We start from the raw sequence: 18,407 nt of genomic DNA on the forward strand, positions 1-18,407 counted from the left end.
AGAAAGGTAGTAAACAACGACAGCCCCTTCTTCGGAAGGGGCTGTCGTTAACAAGGCGAAAAACCAGTACTTATTGGTTGATAATGATCCGTCGGGATACATCAAATCCGGCCGACCGCACACGAACCAGATAAACGCCCTGGGACAGGCCCGTCAAATCAATGGCTTTTCGTTCGTTAAACGAAGGTACCTGTGATGAAAAGAGTTTTTGCCCACTCAGGGAGAATACATCGACGCTTGCATTAGCCAAATCTTCGATGGTCTCGATGGTAATGGAACCGGTTGTGGATGGGTTAGGATAAATACTCAACCCACCATTAGACCGATCGAAGGTAAAGGCTTTTGGGGTGCTAAATTCAGAATAACATGTTAACGCAGACCCATTATTAAGGGTAAACGTGGTTCGGGCACGTGCCGAGTAATTGGATGAGATAACCACTTTTGCCACCGCACCGGTCTGGGGAATTACTTCGCCCGCAGCCCGGCGCCAGTCGAACAAATCGGGCTGACCTCCTGTAGGTCTGGGTAATACAGCCTGCAGGCTATAAGCACCAATTTGTTCAATACTTGGTGTTGGTACTTTGGGACGAACCGTTAGGTTCAGCGTTGCGGGCTGTGCTGATTTACACCCGTAGATATTCACGGCCTGTAAACTATACGTACCCGATTGATTCAGTTTTATTGATTTACCAACGGTTGTCGTTGTACTCACACCCCATACTCCCGTGCTGTTTGCGCTTGTGTTGGCCAGTAAAGACAAGGTAGAGTCTGCGCAAACCTGCTGTTGGCTGTCAATAACCTTACCTGGCTGGCTGGCTAATGAAATGGTTGGCGTTACGGGCTGGATTGGTCCTTGCAGATCGAGGGCTGGAGACAGGTACGTGTTCCCAAAATTATCCTTTAATACGGCCTGGTAAACACCTGGCTGCGTAACGGTGATATTTTGTGTGGTCTGCCCTGTACTCCACGCAAAGGATTTATACAAATTAGGCAGACTTAGGGTCACACTATTGGCCGATGGTGAACACGCTACCGTGATAGTTGGCTGAGGCAGCGGAGGAAGTGGGCGTGAGCTTGAAAAGAAAACCGCGTTGAGACTTTCAAACCAGGCCTGACCCAGGTCATTCAGCCCTTTATCGCCCGGGTTGTTTGTGGCTCTGTTACCAAAGTGAACAGCGTCGAAGCGTGGAATTTGAATGTTGTCGGTGAAGGGACCGGCAAAAACGTTGTTGTTATACGTGTTGATTACGTCATTCTGAGCCTGAATGACGTTTTCGCTCACTGTACCGTTGCTGTATGAAGATCTGGCTAACACCCAAGCTGGATATCTGTCTGTATCCGCACGGGTTTTGTTGACCAGAAACTGCATGTTATCGGCATACTCTTTTCTTGACGATTTTAACGGAAAGTTATCATACTCACCCTGTTGCCACAGCACGGCCCTTAATCCCTGAAGTGAGCAATAATAGCGTAGCGCAATGACCAGATTTGAGTAAGGCATTCCTTTGGGAAAGTTCTCTTCGGGTGTTCCGAGCGCAAATAAGTTCTTTGTGATCAGACCAAGGGAGCTTTCGCGCCAGTTCTGAAGACTGGTTCCCTCCCAGGCTGTATTAATGAACAAGACGGGCACATTAAATTGCTTAACCAGTAAATCCCCCAGATAGCCCCAGCACCAGGCACTCTTTCCCCGTGGGCCGATCAACGACGTGGCGGTTAATTGCTGAAAAGATGGCGCCGGAGGATCACTCAGCGAGTTCGCTATGGTATTATCGTAAGTAACGCAGTTGACCCGGTCATCAACAGCACCAACGGCACCGTAATTCTGAAAGCCCTGTGCGTTTGACTGCCCTGTTATAATGAATACTTCGCCAATGCCAACTTTCCGAACAACATCGCTTGCTGTCGCGACACCGCCAATAAAAGCTTGCACTTCCAGCCGATACCAGCCACCTCTGGCCCGAATCGCTCCCTGGAAAATACCTCCCTGCGGATTCCGTTGGATAGTCACCCAGTTAGTATTGAGGCCCTGTCCAGTGGCTTCTACCTGCAGACGGGCCTGAATGCTATCGACGGGTTGGTATAAACTTCCCGACACATAGATGGTACTGGTGTTGTCATTCTCACGTTGAAAAATCGCCCGGCTTTCCGGATATGTAATTTTTAAGACCTGATTAGATGTCTGAGCTGATATACGTGTACCAGTAGCTAATAAGCTGATGACAAATAGATGTTTTAATAGGTAACGATTCTTCATTGGTTGTCTTTCAATAACTTCATATTGGGGATACTTGCTCTGGAGACAAGCTTGAAACGGGTTGAGCAATTCAATTGGTTTGATGTCCCAATATCATAGAACTGAGAGCCAGTGCATTTTCCCGGTAAAATGCAAAATTAACGCTAATACTTATGATTAAACGGTCTATCCAGAATAATATTACAATCCCAGCATAATTCGTTTTGAAACGTCGAAATCAGGTGATTGGACCCGTAAAATATAGGAACCGGATGTCAGGCTTGTTAATACTAACTGCTTTCGCTCATCAAGAGAAGGAACTGAAGTGGAGAAGACTTCCTGCCCGTTAATCGTGTAAATACTGATGACTGCATTTGTTAGATTTGCCAGCGTTTCAATGGTGATAATTTTAGCCGGATTGGGGTTTGGGTAGATGCTTAGTCCTTTGTTACTCACATCTACCGTAAAATTAAATGCCGGCGATGGCACCGAAAAACAGGTTAGCAGCTGTGAATAAACGATTGATGCCCGTGCTGTATAAGACCCGGACTGGTTTGCTTTAATAATAGCCGTTTGCGCTGCCAGCGAATCACTTCCCAGCCGCCAGCGGAACACAGTTCCATTCGTTGAGCTTACGGCCTGGAGCGTATAGGTACCAATTACATTAATGGTAGGAGAAGGGGGAAGGGGTCTTAACTCAACTGTTATAGAGCCTGCCTGAGGTGAAACGCATCCATTAACATCCCGGACTTTAGCCGTATAGTTACCCGCCGAGCCCGTTACAATACGTTGTGTAGAATCGCCGGTGCTCCAAAAAACTGTGTAAGGGCCATCAACCCGCAATGTAGCTCTGTCTCCTGCACAAATGATTGGAGAAGGGGCTGCAAGGATGGTTGGCGTTGCGGGCAGTGGGTTGACTTTTACCGCTATAACCGGCGAAAATGGTGATAAGCAACCGTTCTGATCAAGTGCCTGAACGGCGAAATTTCCCGAAGTGCCAACACTAATGCTGTTGCTATTCTGGCCGCTTGACCATACAACGGGATTGCTGCTGCTTGCACTTAGCGTAACACGATTGCCGTCGCAAAACGTTGTTGCACCGCCAGCTGTAACAGACGGCGTTTGCGGTAAGGGGTTTACCTGAAGCGTTAAAACGTCTGACTGTTCAGAGGTGCACCCAAACTGATTACTCGTTCGAACCGCAAAATTGCCCGATTGATTCAAGGTAATACTCCGGGTGGTCTGGCCACTTGTCCACTGGTAAGCAACATCCTGGGGAGCGGTCAAGGTTATAGTCCTGTCGGCGCAGAATGTGGTCGGTCCATTTGTGGTAATAATTGGTTTAGCCGGGACAGGATTGGCCGTAACCGCTATTACATTTGACTGAGCCGATGTACACCCATTTTGATCTGTTACCGTCAAAAAATAAGAACCGGAACTGCCAATAGTTACCACCTTATTCTTTTGACCATCGCTCCAGTTATACTGGATATTGTCGACATCGGTACGGAGCGTCGTGTTATCACCCTGACAAAAGACCGTGGGCTTTTCGTTCGTAATACTGGGTGTGGAGGGCAGCGGATTGACAGTTACGTTCAGAACATTCGATGTGAAATCGCAACCACTCACGTCACGGTAACGCACAAAGTAGGCACCTGCCGAAACAGTGGAGAAGTTACGTGACGTGGCAACCGTTGAATTAGTCTGCTGGTCCAGCCATGTCACATTATCGTAGTTCGTTGTCAGTGCCAGACTACTGCCAATGCAAACAGAAGGGGGCCTGTTATCGCTTGTTGCCGCTACCGGGGCGTCTGACACCCGCACCTGATTCGTAAATAACGTGTTCCCACGAGAATCTTTAACCTTTGCCCGGTATATACCTGCTCCCTTTGTGATGCTGTTACCTGACTCTCCCGACTCCCATTGGATGCTGGAGAAATTACCATTGACGGTAAGCAAAAGGGTATTGTTGGTGGCACAGGCGACAGAAATTGTAGGGGAGCCAACAGGAGATATAGGGGTAGAACGTTGGAAAAAGGAATCGTTCAGGCTTGCGCTCCATGCGTTCGCTAAATCGACAATGCCATTATAATCGAAGTGAACGCCTTCCGCATCATTACGTGGTGGCCGTCGGCGGGGTATCTGGATTAAATCTGTATTGGGACCCGCAAATACGTTAGCAGTTGAATTAATCACCTGGTTTTGGGCATCAATAATGACTGGATTGACGCCACCATCCAAATCGCTGTAACTTACGCGGGCTACAACCCACGATATGTTGTTATTATAGGCCTGCCGAGATTGATTAATGACGAACTGAAGATCGTTAACGTATTGATCTTTCGATGTCTTAAACTGGTTGTCGGATTCTCCCTGTTGCCAGAGTATGGCACGTAAACCCAGCGAATTGGCATAGAACTGCAAGGCAAGTTTTAAATTAATGTATGGCTGGCGGGCAGGATACGCACCTCCTATCCCATACGCAATGCCACCTTCAGGTACGCTTTCTCGCCAGTTACGTACCAGTGTTCCGGTAAAGGCAGCGTTAAAAAACATAACCGGGACACGTAACCTTTTTACAAGAAGATCGCCCAACTGTCCCCAAGACCAGCTACCTACACCTCTGGGAGCGATTGTAAAGCCGGATGAATTATCAAGTTGTGTAAATTCGGGTACAGGCGGTTCATTTGGAAAGCCCTGGTCAGGATACCGGTAATTAACACAGTTGACCAGGTCGTTAAGTGGGTTAGGTGCATCCTGATGGACGCCCTGCGCATTGGATTGCCCGGTAATAACAAATACTTCGCCAATGCCAACGCGCTCCACCACGGTCGAATTACCTACCTGCTGATCACCGTTCATTCCCCGCACTTCGAGGTTATACCACCCTCCGGAACTCGTTATGTCGCCGGCAAACACACCTCCCGACAAGTTATTCTGGAGCGTAGTCCAATCCGTTGATGAACCTATGCCATCCCGTGCCTGCAAGCGGGCCTCTATACGCTCAATCTGCGATGTATAATACCCTGTAACGCGAATAGTTGCCTGATTAGAGTTGTTTCGTTGCAGAACCGCCCGGGTTGTTGGAAAAGACACCTGTACCTGAGCTAAGGCAAGAACGGGTAGCAATAAAATAAATGCCGCACCAATGGCTACGGAAAAGTATCTCATACATCAAAAAGCGCAACAACCCTGGCAGGTCACTTGCAGATAAAGTTATGTAAGCACTAATCAGACTGGCTCGCTATTCGTCAGGTTTTGCCAGATCATATCTTTTAGCTCATCCAAACCCTGCTGACTAACTGCCGAAATATAGGCTACCGGTATCTTTTTGGGTAGGTCATCCTGCAATTTTCGCCGGGTCTCGTCATCGGCCAGATCCATTTTGGTGATTGCCAGCATTCGGGTCTTATCCATCAATTCCGGATTAAATTCGCGTAGCTCGTTTAGCAGAGTATTGTACTCCTGACGAATGCTCTCGCTGGTGGCCGGAATTAGAAAGAGTAAGATGGAGTTACGTTCAATATGGCGTAAAAAACGAAGTCCAAGTCCTTTGCCCTGCGAAGCTCCTTCAATAATTCCAGGAATATCGGCCATGACAAACGATTTGTAATCTCTGTAGGCTACGACCCCCAAATTAGGGACAAGGGTTGTAAAGGGATAATCCGCAATTTCAGGGCGGGCTGCCGACAAAACGGATAACAATGTCGATTTGCCCGCATTGGGAAAGCCAACGAGTCCAACGTCAGCCAGTAATTTCAACTCCAGTACCACCCATTCCTCCCGGCCTGGTTCGCCAGGCTGAGCATACTCGGGCGCTTGCTGGGTGGCAGACTTGAAATGGTCGTTGCCCATTCCACCACGTCCGCCAGCAAAAAGAATAATCTCCTGTCCGTCTTCAGTAATTTCGGCTAGTTGCTGACTCGTCTCAGGGTCTCGTGCAATTGTTCCCAGTGGTACATCCAGTATAACATCTTCGCCCTGAGCACCGCTCCGCCGACCACCTTCTCCAGCGACACCATTGCCCGCTTTAACGTGCTTTCGATATTTTAAATGCAAAAGGGTCCACAACTGTGAGTTACCACGGAGAATAATATGTCCACCGCGCCCTCCATCGCCCCCATCCGGGCCACCTTTGGGCGTGTGCTTTTCCCGGCGAAAGTGAACGGAGCCTGCACCGCCCGCTCCCGAACGGCAATTTATTTTTACGTAATCAATAAAGTTTGATGAAGCCATAGCAAATAGTTACCGCTTGACTGCTTCATCAATTTGATGACAGATCTCTTTGAAGATTGTGTCTATCTCACCAATGCCGTCAATCGCAGCGAATTTCCCCTGTTGACTATAATAGTCAGCAACAGGAGTTGTCTTGTCATTATATTCTTTTACCCGTCGCCGAATCAGTTCTTCGTTTTGGTCATCGGGGCGTCCGGAAGTTTGTCCACGCAACAACAGCCGTCGTGTTAACTCTTCACTATCAACAACCAGAGCAATCATGGTTGTTATTTTCGTATTGTGTTGACTCAAAAGTTGGTCCAAAGCAACAGCCTGTGGTACAGTTCGAGGGAAACCGTCAAAAATAAAGCCAGCAACGGATTGATTTTCTTCAAGTTTACTTTCAATCATACCAATTACAACCTCATCCGGCACCAGTAAGCCCTGATCCATAAGTTGCTTTGCTCGTAGCCCCAGTTCAGTACCAGCAGCAATCTGCGACCGAAGCAAATCACCCGTGGATAAGTGAACCAGATTATACTTGTTAATCAAGTATTCGCTTTGGGTGCCTTTTCCGGCACCCGGCGGGCCAAACAGTACAAGGTTAAGCATACGGCGTTTAAAGTAGTGTCAGTATAGATCAGTCAAAAATTTGCGCCCGCAAAGTTACACTTCCCATTCAGAATATTAGCTTTAATAATACTGCTCACAAGCTTTATTATTGATAAAATAAAAAAAGCGTAGGTTCGAACCTACGCTTTTTCAAATAACAGTCAAGAAATTCTATTACTTATCGGCTACTTTCTTTTTTGCCGGGGCAGCCTTTGGTGCTCCTTTGGCAGGTGCCGGAGCGGCCTTCGGACCTTCAAGCGCTTTCTTCACGCTCTCGTCATTCGGGTCAAGCGCCAGTACCTTATCAAAGTATTCCTTGGCTTTGGCATCGTCTTTTTTCAGAAGAGCAAAACCCGCCAGTGCTTTATAAGCCGTTATCAAATAGCGCTTATAATCGGTCTTATCCGTTTCATCCGGAGTGGTAGCTTGCTCGATGAACTTCTCATAAAGGGGGCCAGCTAGATCGGCCGCTTTCTCCTGTTCTTTTGGATAAGCGTAGTAATTAGCACCTGCACGATAGTAATAAGCCAGTGGGTACTTTTTACCATCGGCTTCAATACGAGATGCCATCTGCGCGAAGGCCGAATCTGCTGCCAGATAATACTGTTGTTTTACCTGACGAATCTGCGCTGTATCCATCGGTGCTGCGGAGCTATCCCGGCCTACACGTGGTGCAAACTGATAGTTGGAAAGACCTAACCACAAGAAGTCATTGTTCTGGGGCTTTTTATCGGTCGAAATTGTCTTTCTGTAGTACGAAGCTGCTTTATCGTAGCGCTTTGTCTTGTAGTAACGCTCACCAATCTCACGATACAGGTTCTCTGTCGTATCCATTGGTGCCGCTTTCTCCAGGTTAACAATGCTCAACGAATCGCTTTCCGGCGTACCTATCTGTGCATAAGCACGACCCAGGTATTTGTAATCGTCAGCCATTACTTTCTGAGGGGCTGTTGAAATGAAGCGATTAAGCGATTCAACAGACTCATTATTCTTACCTAAAGCAGAATAAGCCCAACCGTACATTCGGTCAATAATTGGGTTATTTATTTTGCCTTTCAGCTGATCAAGATAAGCGATAGCACCCTGATAATCCTGAGCCAGGAACTTATAACGGGCTACGTCAAGTAACATCTCCGGATCTGTAGTACCACTTTTCTGTACATACAGTTCGTAGTTCGAAGCGGCTGCTTTATAAGCACGCGAGTTAGCCAGGGCATCGGCATAAGCACGATACGTAGGAGCGAACTCAGCATCGCCCTGAATAGCTAGTTTAAAGAAGTCCTGCGCTTTCTGATAGTTTTTACCCCGCAGATACAAACGGCCAATCTTATAGTTGGCTTCGGCCAGGTTAGGATTGATTGCCAGTGCGTTTTCGTACTTCGTGATAGCATTACCGCCATCATTTTTCAGGAAGTACGCATCGCCCATCAGCATTTCGATCTCGGCGTTTTCGTTCTTCTTGTCTTTCTCGTCAGCAACCGTAAGCAGGCTTAGCGCAGCGGCTGGATCATTTTGCTTTGGCTGATCGAACAGAGTGTACATTTCTGCACCACGAATCAGAACGTCCTGGTTCTTGCTTTTTGTTTGCGCAACGGCATTGTCAATCAAGCCTTTAGCTGTAGCTCCATCACTTTTTGCCAAGGCTACTCCTGCCAGACCAATGTTGTTTAATTGGTTTTTAGCATCGGCAGCGGCACCTTTTTCAAACGTTGCTTTGGCTTTATCCAACTGCCCGCTTCGTAGATAATAGTAGCCCAGATAAAACTGATTATCAGCCGTCGGCGAGCTGGTGGCCAACTGCGTTAGCGTTTGGCCCGCCTTATTGTATCGCTCAGCTTCTATATCCTTCAGGGCCGATTGGACGTCCTGTGCAAACAAAGGAGTCGATAGTGTAGCCCCCACAAACAGGATGGTCATCAGCGATTGCTTCTGGTTGTTCATCATGTAATTCAAGTTGGAAATTAGGGAAATTGGTTAATGCTTATAAAACAATTGACAAAACTAAAAAATTGCGGTCGAACCAAAAAACTTACTTATTTGGTCAGATTTATGATTCGATCATATGGAATTCTGGGCCAAAGTCCCAATTTACGAATGATTAGCGAACCAGCATCTCTAGCTATATAATTAATCAAACCGCCACCTAAACCCGGATGCGTTTCGCGGCTTAAAATATAAACTGGTCTCCGTAAAGGGTAACGCTGCATGCCCAAGTCTTCCTGAAACGGTTGAAAATAGTCATCGCGGTTAACGGGGTTTGTTTTATTTGAAACACCCATGACGCGCAAATCCTTGGCTAACTCAACAGATAAAGGCTCATCACTATCACTGATCCAGTTGACACCAATGAAGCCAAGGGCCGATGGGTTCTTCCGGACGAAATCAATAACTTCCCGATTCGAGCGTGTTGTGAATATTCGCAATCCTTTTACGTCTTTAACATTAAAAGTTTTTAATACAAACGCTAGATTGCTTGAATTGTTATTATCAAAAACAAGGGTGATCGGGCTACTCTGATTACCTCCTTTAAGTTGTCCCCACTGATTTACCTGCCCACTGAAAATACGTTGTAATTCAGCCATTGTGATCAGGCTATCTGTGTTCGCTTTATTGACAATTAGCGCTACGCCATCCGTTGCAATCTTTTCTGTAGCCCCTTTTATTTTTCGTTGATTGAGTATAGCCCGTTCGTTAGGAGTTAGTACACGGGTTGTGAAGACTAGTCGTGCACTATCCTGAAGCATCATGTTTATTGCTTCCTGCTCTGGCGTGAAGACAACCTTAAAGTGAGCGTCTGGGTAGATGCCGGAGTAAGCAGAGGTCAATTGTGTGACCAACGGCTGAAAGGATTCATCGGCAGCAATAACAATATCCCCGCGTGATGGATTATCCAACGGTGGTTTCCCGTTGTCACAACCCAGGAGTCCGGCCAGTATTCCGGCGGCTGCTATAAGAACTAAGAATTGCTTACTCATCTTGCTGAAAACGCTGGTAGGCCCTATACGCTCGAAACGCTCCATATACTATCAACAATGCTCCCATCGAATAGCGTAGTAATCCGGGCTCAGGAAGCATCCCAAAAGACTGAGAGGAGGCTATCAGTCCGATGCCTCCTCCCAAGTATGCCAGCGAAGCTAGTACTGATATGTACAGTGTTAGCCTGGCTGGACCTCGATTCTGTCCGCGCATAGGTATTACTCCAGCGTGAAGTTGATCGGTAGGTTGTATTTAACCCGAACCGGCCGACCTGATTGCTTACCAGGGCGCCACTTCGGCATACCTTTCACTACGCGTTGTGCTTCTTCGTCTGTTCCGAAGCCCAGACCCTTTAGCACCTGAACGTCCTGAATACTTCCATCGGTGTTAACGACGAAGCTTACGAATACACGTCCTGAAACGTTTGCGCGTTGAGCTGCGGCTGGGTAGCGCAGATTTTTGCTTAGGTATTGACCAAGAGCGGCCATACCACCACTAAACTCTGGCTGTTGTTCTACCACCGTAAAGATTTCTTCTTCTTTTGGGGCAGCTTCAACGGCAACTTCCACTTTCGTTGGGGCAGCTGATGCTTCAGGAGCAGCAATTACTTCTTCAGCGTTCGGATCACCTTCCTGCGTTTTTTCAGCAGCAACGGCTTCTTTCAGTTCCTCCACGGCTGGTGGTGGCGTTTCTTCCGGTACTTCCTCATCCGGCTTTACTTCCGGTGGAAGGAATTTCACCGTGTTCACCTTCGGCAATTCGACCGGTGGTGGTGGCGGTGGTGGCGGTTCATTCGGGTCGATGGGTGGTGGTGGGAGTTTCATCAAGTCCACCTCCGTCATAGACACTTCTTTGGCTTCCGGCGTCAACGCAGTTATGATCGTTGGCGTCAGTACACCCAATGTAAACAGGACAGCACCAATAATGAGGGCTCTGGTTACAGTTTTAGGGTATGACTTCCGCAGGTCATAGGCACCATACGCTTGGTTCCGGTTGGCAAACACGATATCATCGAGTGTTGCCTGGGGGTTTACTTCTGCCATGGTGTTATACGTCTAATTTTGCTTTGTCTTTAAGGAGCTTTACTTCATCCGGAGTCAGTGCGTCCACAAGGGCATACCGCTTCAGTTTCGTAATCGCCATTTCATCCAGTACGTCAACCATGTTTTTGTAGGTCGATAGTTTTGTTGGTTTGATAACCACAACAAACTTTTCGCCACCTACTTTCTTCACGTTCTCCTGGAGGGCCTGACGAAATTCGTAGCCGTAACCGACGGTCTTTAATTCTGGGTCTTCGCCCGCAGCCTTACCGAAAATGTAGTAGGCTTTGTTGTCTTTACCCAGAAAGACGGTCATTACGTTGGAGGCCTTAATAGGCTCCGTTTCTTCTGTTTTTGTTTTATCCGGCACGTTGAGCGTCATCGAAGATGGTTTGCTCAGTGTGGTGGCCAAAATGAAGAAGGTAATCAGGAGAAATCCGAGGTCTACCATGGGGGTCATATCCACCCGGGTCGACGCTTTCTTTGACCGTACCTTACCACCATCATGTTTACCACCACCACCGCCGGTATTAATTTCTGCCATGTTTTCTTAACAGATTCGCGTGGTGAAAATCAACTATTGATGCAATCGCTACGCGCTTAATCAGCTTTCCAACCGGCTGGGGGAGCTTCCGTTCCCGTAATCAGGTTGAATTTGTTGATGTTTTGCGCTTGTAACGTAGCCAGTACATTCTTGAATTCCGGAAATTTAGCGAGGTTGTCGCCTTTCAACGCAATTCGAAGGTTGTTATTGGCCTTCCGGGCATTGTAAACCCATTCCTTCAACTCATTGGTTGGACCTGCTCCGGTCGAATCCGTTGGAATCCCGGCCTGCTTCACCTTAGCCTGCTGCTCTTTAGGAAGATTCAGGTAGGCCTTCAGTTGGTTGATGGGCAGACCAAAGTTCGACATCAGAGAAAACTCCTTCTTTTCGTTGTTCGAGAAGGAAAGACCTTTAGCAGCAGCAATGTTATCCAGCATGGCAATGCGGTTCTGCGCATTGTCGATACCGAAATAGACTTTGCCGTCTCTACCAAGACCAATGGTCATGATATCGCTGTCAGGGACTTTAATTCCGGAAATGGACGAAGGCGTTTCGATGGCGGCAGCATCCTGCGACCGGAACTGGGCCGTCAGGATAAAGAACGTCAACAAGAGGAACGCCACGTCGCACATCGCGGTCATGTCCACTGTGGAACTGGCGCGTTTTATTTTAACTGCTGGCATAAGTAATTAAACTATTAATAATGGGCTGCGAAGTTCTGCTGAATGCTCAGGCCGATTTCGTCAATGTTGTAAGTCAATACGTCAATACGGCTCGTGAAGTAGCTGTACATGATCGTAGCAATAGCGGCCGTACCGATACCAAGAGCCGTGTTTACAAGGGCCTCAGAGATACCCGTCGAAAGAGCACCTGTATCAGGCTGGCCCGTAGCACCCATGGCTGCGAAAGCGCGAATCATACCAAGTACCGTACCGAGCAGGGCGATCAGTGTCGAAACCGAAGCCAGGGTAGCAATGATGGTCAGGTTTTTTTCCAGCATTGGCAGTTCAAGCGTCGTAGCTTCTTCCACTTCTTTCTGCAGGGCTACCAGTTTCTGCTCTTTGTCTAATTGAGTGTCGGTAGCTAACTGCTGGTACTTCAACAGGGCTGTTTTCACAACGTTGCCAATTGAGCCTTTCTGACGGTCGCACTCCTGGATAGCAGCAGCAACTTCATTGCGGTCAAGCTGGCCTTTGATTTTCCGTACGAAATCATCAATAGAACCTGAACCGTTGGCACGGCCGATCGTGATGAAACGCTCAATTGAGAATACCAGTACCGTTAGAAAACAGGTGAACAGAATTGGTACGATGAAGCCTCCCTTGTAGACAGTACCGAAGTAGTCGCCTGGAAGTGGTTCTTTCGTATTGTCGCCTTCCTGGAAGTGGCTACCATCACCGAAGACGAACATGTACGTCAGGATACCGATCAGCAACAGTACCGGAATTACGAATGCGGGGTTTAGACCACCTGACTTCTTTTTTGGTGCCGGTGCTTTGGCGGGTGCTGGAGAAGGAGTTTGTGTTTTCATTGGAACTGGACTGTAGGGTTAAAAATTAAAAGTTGGTTTACCCGGTAAAAAAAGTGAAAAATTTAGACTCTTTCGGTTTGTGCATCTAAATTTTTAAAGGAAATGCCTTCAAACCTCCACAAAAATATGAGTTTTCCAGCAATAACCGCACAATTCAATAAGTCTAATCTATCATCTTTATTGCAATCCAGCAGCAATTACTTGGATAAAAACCACTTACCGGCTTTTTTTTATCCTGGGTCAGGATAGACATAAAACCTTGTCATTCAACTCTCACATACAAAATCTCCTTCGCTTTCGGGGAGTAGCAGGTTAAGTCTAGGGCGGAGTGTAGTTCATAAAATAATTGTTAAGATTATTAATATGGCTTTCAAAGACTAGCCTAAATTGTTTTTAAGAGAGATGCCGGCAAAGCCTCAATTCCATAAACTCCGCGAAAAAATTTTGAAAAATTGTTGAACAGGGTCTTCCTGTGCAAAGGAGAAAGCCCGGCGTTAATAGCGAGCCCGGCGGAAAGAATAGCGCGTCATTGACCAAAACTGTATGCTAACGAACTCAGTATGCACTAGGTTTAGTTGGTGAAACCTTTACCAAACCACACTGTAGGCACCGTAATGGTCTCAAACCAGTAACGCCGTAATTGCAGTACATAATCCTGCCAGGCTGAATATACAGACGGCTTTCGGGTAAACAATGAGGCTCCCATCGAAAAAGCCTTTTCTACATTATCTGTTCCGTCATAGTACGAAAGCATGACCACAGGCAAAAGTCTTCCTTGTGGATGGTTGCGGAGATAATACAGGAAGTCAAAGCCATCCGGCCCTGTTTGCAAATCAATGTCCAGCAAGATGAGTTTTGGTCCCTTTCCCTCGAGACTTTCGACATAGTTCTGGGCTTCTGCGTAACTGGTACTAACCTGAAAGGAAGCTTCCGGGAAGTTTTGCCGAGCCGAACGCGTAAGTACTTCAGCAACAAACGGATCATCATCAACCAATAGGATCGAAAATGGAGATGAGGTAGTCACAAGTGAGCAACGTGGTTAATAAATAGACTGAGTAACGGTTTTAACGTACTAAATTAACAAATTCTTTAGACAAAGGTTTGCTCTGGTCGTTGCATTCAATGGAACAAATAGAGTTTATGAATTGACCTGACTAAACTATAGATTCCTGAAAAGATATAGAGGGTCATAATAAAAGGTAGTCTGTTTCCAAACTACCTTTTATTATGACCCTCTATCAATAAGGCAATTTAGGCCAGGTCAAAACGGTCGAGGTTCATCACTTTGGTCCAGGTTGCTACAAAATCATGCACGAACTGTTCCTGTGCGTCTTCGCATGCATAGACTTCGGCAAGTGCCCGCAGTTCCGAATTGGAACCGAAAATAAGATCGACACGTGTGCCGGTCCATTTCAGCTCGCCGGTTAGGCGATCACGCCCTTCAAACACATCCTGGTGATGCGAAGCTGCTTTCCAGGTTGTACCTAAATCGAGTAGGTTAACGAAGAAGTCGTTGGTAAGGGCTTCGGTACGCTTAGTGAATACCCCGTGCTTCGAGAAACCATAGTTTGTATTCAGAACACGCATTCCACCTACTAGAACCGTCATTTCAGGTGCGGTCAGCGTCAGCAGTTGTGCTTTGTCAATTAACATTTCTTCCGACGATACAGTATACTTTGTTTTCGAGTAGTTGCGGAAACCATCGGCTTCCGGCTCTAAAACGGCGAATGACTCAACATCTGTCTGCTCCTGCGAGGCATCGGTGCGGCCGGGTGTGAAAGGTACGACTACCTCATGCCCCGCTTTCTTAGCTGCTTGCTCAATGCCTACACTGCCACCCAGCACGATCAGGTCGGCTATGGAAACCTGCTTGCCATCCTGCTGCATGCTATTGAAGTCGTTCTGGATACGCTCAAATTTCTCCAGTACAGTTGCCAGCAGACCCGGATGGTTAACGTCCCAGTCTTTTTGCGGTGCCAGGCGAAGACGCCCGCCGTTTGCCCCACCGCGTTTATCGGATCCACGGAATGTCGATGCCGATGCCCATGCGGTTGATACCAGTTGAGAAATAGACAGGCCCGAAGCCAGTATCATTTTTTTCAGTGCGGCAGTATCCTGTTCATCAATCAGCTTGTGGGTTACGGCCGGAATTGGGTCTTGCCAGATCAACTCTTCGATAGGCACCTCCGGGCCGAGGTACCGGGCAACTGGACCCATGTCGCGATGGGTCAGCTTGAACCAGGCACGGGCAAATGCGTCTGCAAATTGATCCGGATTCTCGTGGAAACGTCTTGAAATGGGTTCGTAAACAGGGTCCATTCGCAACGCGATATCGGTCGTAAACATCATGGGCGCGTGACGCTTGGCCGGGTCGTGCGCATCGGGCACGGTACCAACGCCTGCGCCATCCTTCGGTCTCCACTGATGTGCGCCGGCCGGACTTTTCGTCAGCTCCCATTCGAATCCGAACAGGTTGTCGAAGTAGTTGTTGTCCCACTGCGTTGGCGTTGTTGTCCAGGCTCCTTCCAGACCGCTCGTGATCGTGTCACTGCCCCTTCCGGTACCGAAAGTGTTTCTCCAGCCGAGGCTTTGTTCTTCCAGGCTCGCACCGGCAGGCTCTGCTCCTACATATTGACCGGGATCGGCAGCACCATGGGTTTTACCAAATGTATGACCACCGGCAATAAGTGCAACCGTTTCTTCGTCATTCATGGCCATACGAGCAAAGGTTTCCCGAATGTCGCGGGCAGAAGCAAGGGGATCAGGTCGGCTGTTTGGCCCTTCCGGATTTACATAGATCAGCCCCATCTGAACCGCAGCTAATGGATTTTCAAGCTCTCGATCGCCAGAGTAGCGCTTATCGCCTAACCACTCGGTTTCAGCACCCCAATAGATGTCTTCCTCCGGCTCCCAAACATCTTCACGCCCACCAGCGAAACCAAAAGTTTTAAAGCCCATTGATTCAAGGGCGCAGTTACCCGTAAGAACCATTAGATCGGCCCATGAGATTTTTCGGCCGTATTTTTTCTTGACCGGCCACAGCAGCAGCCGTGCTTTGTCGAGGTTTGCATTGTCAGGCCAGCTGTTAAGGGGTGCAAAACGTAGCGTTCCGGCACCCGCACCACCACGACCATCGGCAATACGGTACGTACCGGCACTGTGCCAGGCCATCCGGATAAAGAGCGGTCCGTAATGACCGTAATCGGCTGGCCACCAGTCCTGAGACGTCGTCATTACGTCGAAGATATCTTTCTTTACGGCATTCAGATCAAGCGATTTGAACGCTTCAGCGTAGTTGAATCCCTTATCCATTGGATTGGACAGAGAGGAATGCTGACGGAGAATATTGAGCTTAAGTTGGTTTGGCCACCAATCCCGATTTCTCGTGCCGGCACCAGCGCTTTGCTTCGCCGATGCACCCGTAAAGGGACATTTACTTTCACCATTCGTGTTGTAACTAATGGAGTCTGAGGGTGTGCTCGCGTATATATGATCCGACATTTTTAATATATTTAGGTTTTGTGGAGTCAAATTTACACGAATTGATTGATAGTTTTTATTAATTGTTTTTATATCTATATAGCTAAAATCTATAAAGCTAAATTAGTGGATTGTATGATTAGTAATAACCTTGATTAGAACCAGCCATTTCTCATCAATCAAACTCGTTTACCGTCTTCAGGCAATTCTGTATTTGATTTACTATATGGTAAGGCGTTTGAAAACTAACAGACGAGCCTGACTAGCCCATTAAAAGGCGATTATGGGCCGATAGATGATCGGCCCATTTAGTTTACCGTTAGGACAGTTATTTACTAGGGACACTAACATTTATGTCTTGCTTACTTCAGCCAGTCCGATAAATCGGGGAAGGATTTGCGATCATATCGTTTGCTGTTCAGCCAAAGGCCGCCTTCTCTGTCTTCCGCGATACCTTGAATAGGTGTTTCAGGGAAAATTTGTGAGCGTTCTGCCATCATACCGATAAGCCCCTGCATGACCCGGCGCTCCCCAGCTACCAAACCACATGTTCCCGATTTGGTCCAGCGTGATGCTTTCAGCAATTTTTGGGGAAGCTTTTTTTACGAGCTGAGTGAGCGTAAAAATGTCTCCGATTTTAGCTGTCTCAAGTGGAAAGTTTATAAACGCTTTTCCATCGTACCGGCAAACGCCATTGCTTGTAATCAGCGTAGCCTTGTTATCGGCAATTCAACTACAAAACCTACTTCTTTTTGCAGAGACAGCTAACCAGACCAAGGGTATAAAGTCACGGTTAAACGAGCGGATACGAGTGAGTGAGCACACTGTAAATCAACCACAATTAGCTAGTAAAATGAAGAAGTAATGTGTAGTTGACGGAGTTCTAAGCCGCTCGCTTTGGGGTTGCGCCATATTGGCTTTTGTAGGCCTTGATAAAATGCGAGACACTCTCGTAGCCAATCTCCATGCTTACTTCAGACACGTTCTTGTCGGTGTTACGAAGCAGGAAGTGGGCGTGTTCGAGCCGTTTCCGGCGTATCCAGTGGCCGGGTGAAGTATGGAAATGCTCCTCGAAATCACGTTTGAACGCCGACAGGCTCCGGCCTGATAGTCTCGACAATTCATTCATGGATAGTGGTTTGAGGAAGTACGTGCTCATCAGGTAGTCGAGGTCGGTTTTCTGGCCCTGGTAAATGTGCCAGAGGATGGCCCGAAGGTGTTCGGTAGTGTCGAGTTCGAGCAGGTGGAGGAGCAATTCCTGCGACTTGAGCCGTAGTAGCTCATTCAGAAAAGGCGTTCTGGCACCAAAATAAGGCAGCAATGAGTTAATGAATGTGGCGAATGTAGTCGATGACGTAAAGGACAGAATCGGATCGTCGGGGAGGGGTGTTTGCAATCCTTCGAACAAGCTAACGTGTTGACTGACAAACTCTTTCAGTGATTTCTCGTTGACGAAAAATACCAGGCTTTTGTAGTTTGTATCAATGGATTCGTTCATCGAATAGCAGCCTCGCTGAAAGAACAGAATCTGCCCTTTGTGTACGTGCAATTCCTGCGTGGGTGAGGTAAATTTTTTCTCGCCTTCCAGCACAACAATAACGGCATGTTCTTCAAAAAAAACCTCGTTCCGTTCGGGATACACGTCGCTGCGGTAGGCTACAAACGTCATCTCCGAACCGTCGGGCCGCTGGATGTTCAGGGATTGAAACTGGTTGGCCTGGATGGAGGAGGGGACACGAAGCATGGCACTGACAATTCTACATAAACTGCTGGCAT

General features: G+C 47.6%; 14 protein-coding genes. All 14 read right to left on the minus strand.

All coding sequences use genetic code 11. The features are described 5' to 3' along the window. Positions 1 to 70: 70 nt before the first annotated feature. The 14 genes from ACYVJM_RS16035 to ACYVJM_RS16100 all read right to left on the minus strand — a co-directional run bounded on the left by ACYVJM_RS16035 (position 71) and on the right by ACYVJM_RS16100 (position 18,375). Entirely contained in the window at positions 71 to 2,254 is a 2,184-nt protein-coding gene (locus ACYVJM_RS16035) for a T9SS type A sorting domain-containing protein (protein WP_461149250.1), read from the minus strand. Between the two features lie 180 nt (positions 2,255 to 2,434). After that, positions 2,435 to 5,404 (minus strand): T9SS type A sorting domain-containing protein, encoded by a 2,970-nt coding sequence (locus tag ACYVJM_RS16040; RefSeq protein ID WP_461149251.1) that lies wholly within the window; start codon positions 5,402 to 5,404, stop codon positions 2,435 to 2,437. Between the two features lie 60 nt (positions 5,405 to 5,464). Continuing rightward, positions 5,465 to 6,469, minus strand: coding sequence for a GTPase ObgE (gene obgE / locus ACYVJM_RS16045; RefSeq protein ID WP_461149252.1), 1,005 nt, complete (start codon positions 6,467 to 6,469; stop codon positions 5,465 to 5,467). 9 nt (positions 6,470 to 6,478) lie between these two features. Continuing rightward, a complete protein-coding gene (locus tag ACYVJM_RS16050; protein WP_461149253.1) occupies positions 6,479 to 7,060 on the minus strand; it encodes an adenylate kinase in 582 nt (193 codons plus the stop codon). A 174-nt stretch (positions 7,061 to 7,234) separates the two neighbouring features. Further along, positions 7,235 to 9,004 carry a tetratricopeptide repeat protein gene (locus tag ACYVJM_RS16055; protein WP_461149254.1) on the minus strand — a complete coding sequence of 590 codons (1,770 nt, stop codon included), beginning with the start codon at positions 9,002 to 9,004 and terminating at the stop codon, positions 7,235 to 7,237. 89 nt (positions 9,005 to 9,093) lie between these two features. Continuing rightward, entirely contained in the window at positions 9,094 to 10,035 is a 942-nt protein-coding gene (locus ACYVJM_RS16060; protein ID WP_461149581.1) for a PstS family phosphate ABC transporter substrate-binding protein, read from the minus strand. A gap of 219 nt (positions 10,036 to 10,254) precedes the next feature. Then, positions 10,255 to 11,079: an energy transducer TonB gene (locus ACYVJM_RS16065; protein WP_297371705.1), complete on the minus strand. Its 825-nt coding sequence runs from the start codon at positions 11,077 to 11,079 to the stop codon at positions 10,255 to 10,257. Positions 11,080 to 11,083: 4 nt separating this feature from the next. Next, positions 11,084 to 11,620 carry an ExbD/TolR family protein gene (locus tag ACYVJM_RS16070; RefSeq protein WP_461149255.1) on the minus strand — a complete coding sequence of 179 codons (537 nt, stop codon included), beginning with the start codon at positions 11,618 to 11,620 and terminating at the stop codon, positions 11,084 to 11,086. A gap of 56 nt (positions 11,621 to 11,676) precedes the next feature. After that, entirely contained in the window at positions 11,677 to 12,303 is a 627-nt protein-coding gene (locus tag ACYVJM_RS16075) for an ExbD/TolR family protein (protein WP_461130111.1), read from the minus strand. Between the two features lie 14 nt (positions 12,304 to 12,317). After that, positions 12,318 to 13,151: a MotA/TolQ/ExbB proton channel family protein gene (locus ACYVJM_RS16080; RefSeq protein ID WP_405516135.1), complete on the minus strand. Its 834-nt coding sequence runs from the start codon at positions 13,149 to 13,151 to the stop codon at positions 12,318 to 12,320. A gap of 571 nt (positions 13,152 to 13,722) precedes the next feature. Continuing rightward, positions 13,723 to 14,175 carry a response regulator gene (locus ACYVJM_RS16085; RefSeq protein ID WP_461149256.1) on the minus strand — a complete coding sequence of 151 codons (453 nt, stop codon included), beginning with the start codon at positions 14,173 to 14,175 and terminating at the stop codon, positions 13,723 to 13,725. Positions 14,176 to 14,402: 227 nt separating this feature from the next. Then, positions 14,403 to 16,652: a catalase/peroxidase HPI gene (gene katG, locus ACYVJM_RS16090; protein ID WP_461149257.1), complete on the minus strand. Its 2,250-nt coding sequence runs from the start codon at positions 16,650 to 16,652 to the stop codon at positions 14,403 to 14,405. A 341-nt stretch (positions 16,653 to 16,993) separates the two neighbouring features. Continuing rightward, complete coding sequence (locus tag ACYVJM_RS16095; RefSeq protein WP_461149258.1) at positions 16,994 to 17,215, minus strand: hypothetical protein; 222 nt, start codon at positions 17,213 to 17,215, stop codon at positions 16,994 to 16,996. A 299-nt stretch (positions 17,216 to 17,514) separates the two neighbouring features. Beyond that, entirely contained in the window at positions 17,515 to 18,375 is an 861-nt protein-coding gene (locus ACYVJM_RS16100) for a helix-turn-helix transcriptional regulator (RefSeq protein ID WP_461149259.1), read from the minus strand. Positions 18,376 to 18,407: the final 32 nt, after the last annotated feature.

Source organism: Spirosoma pulveris (assembly GCF_054781875.1).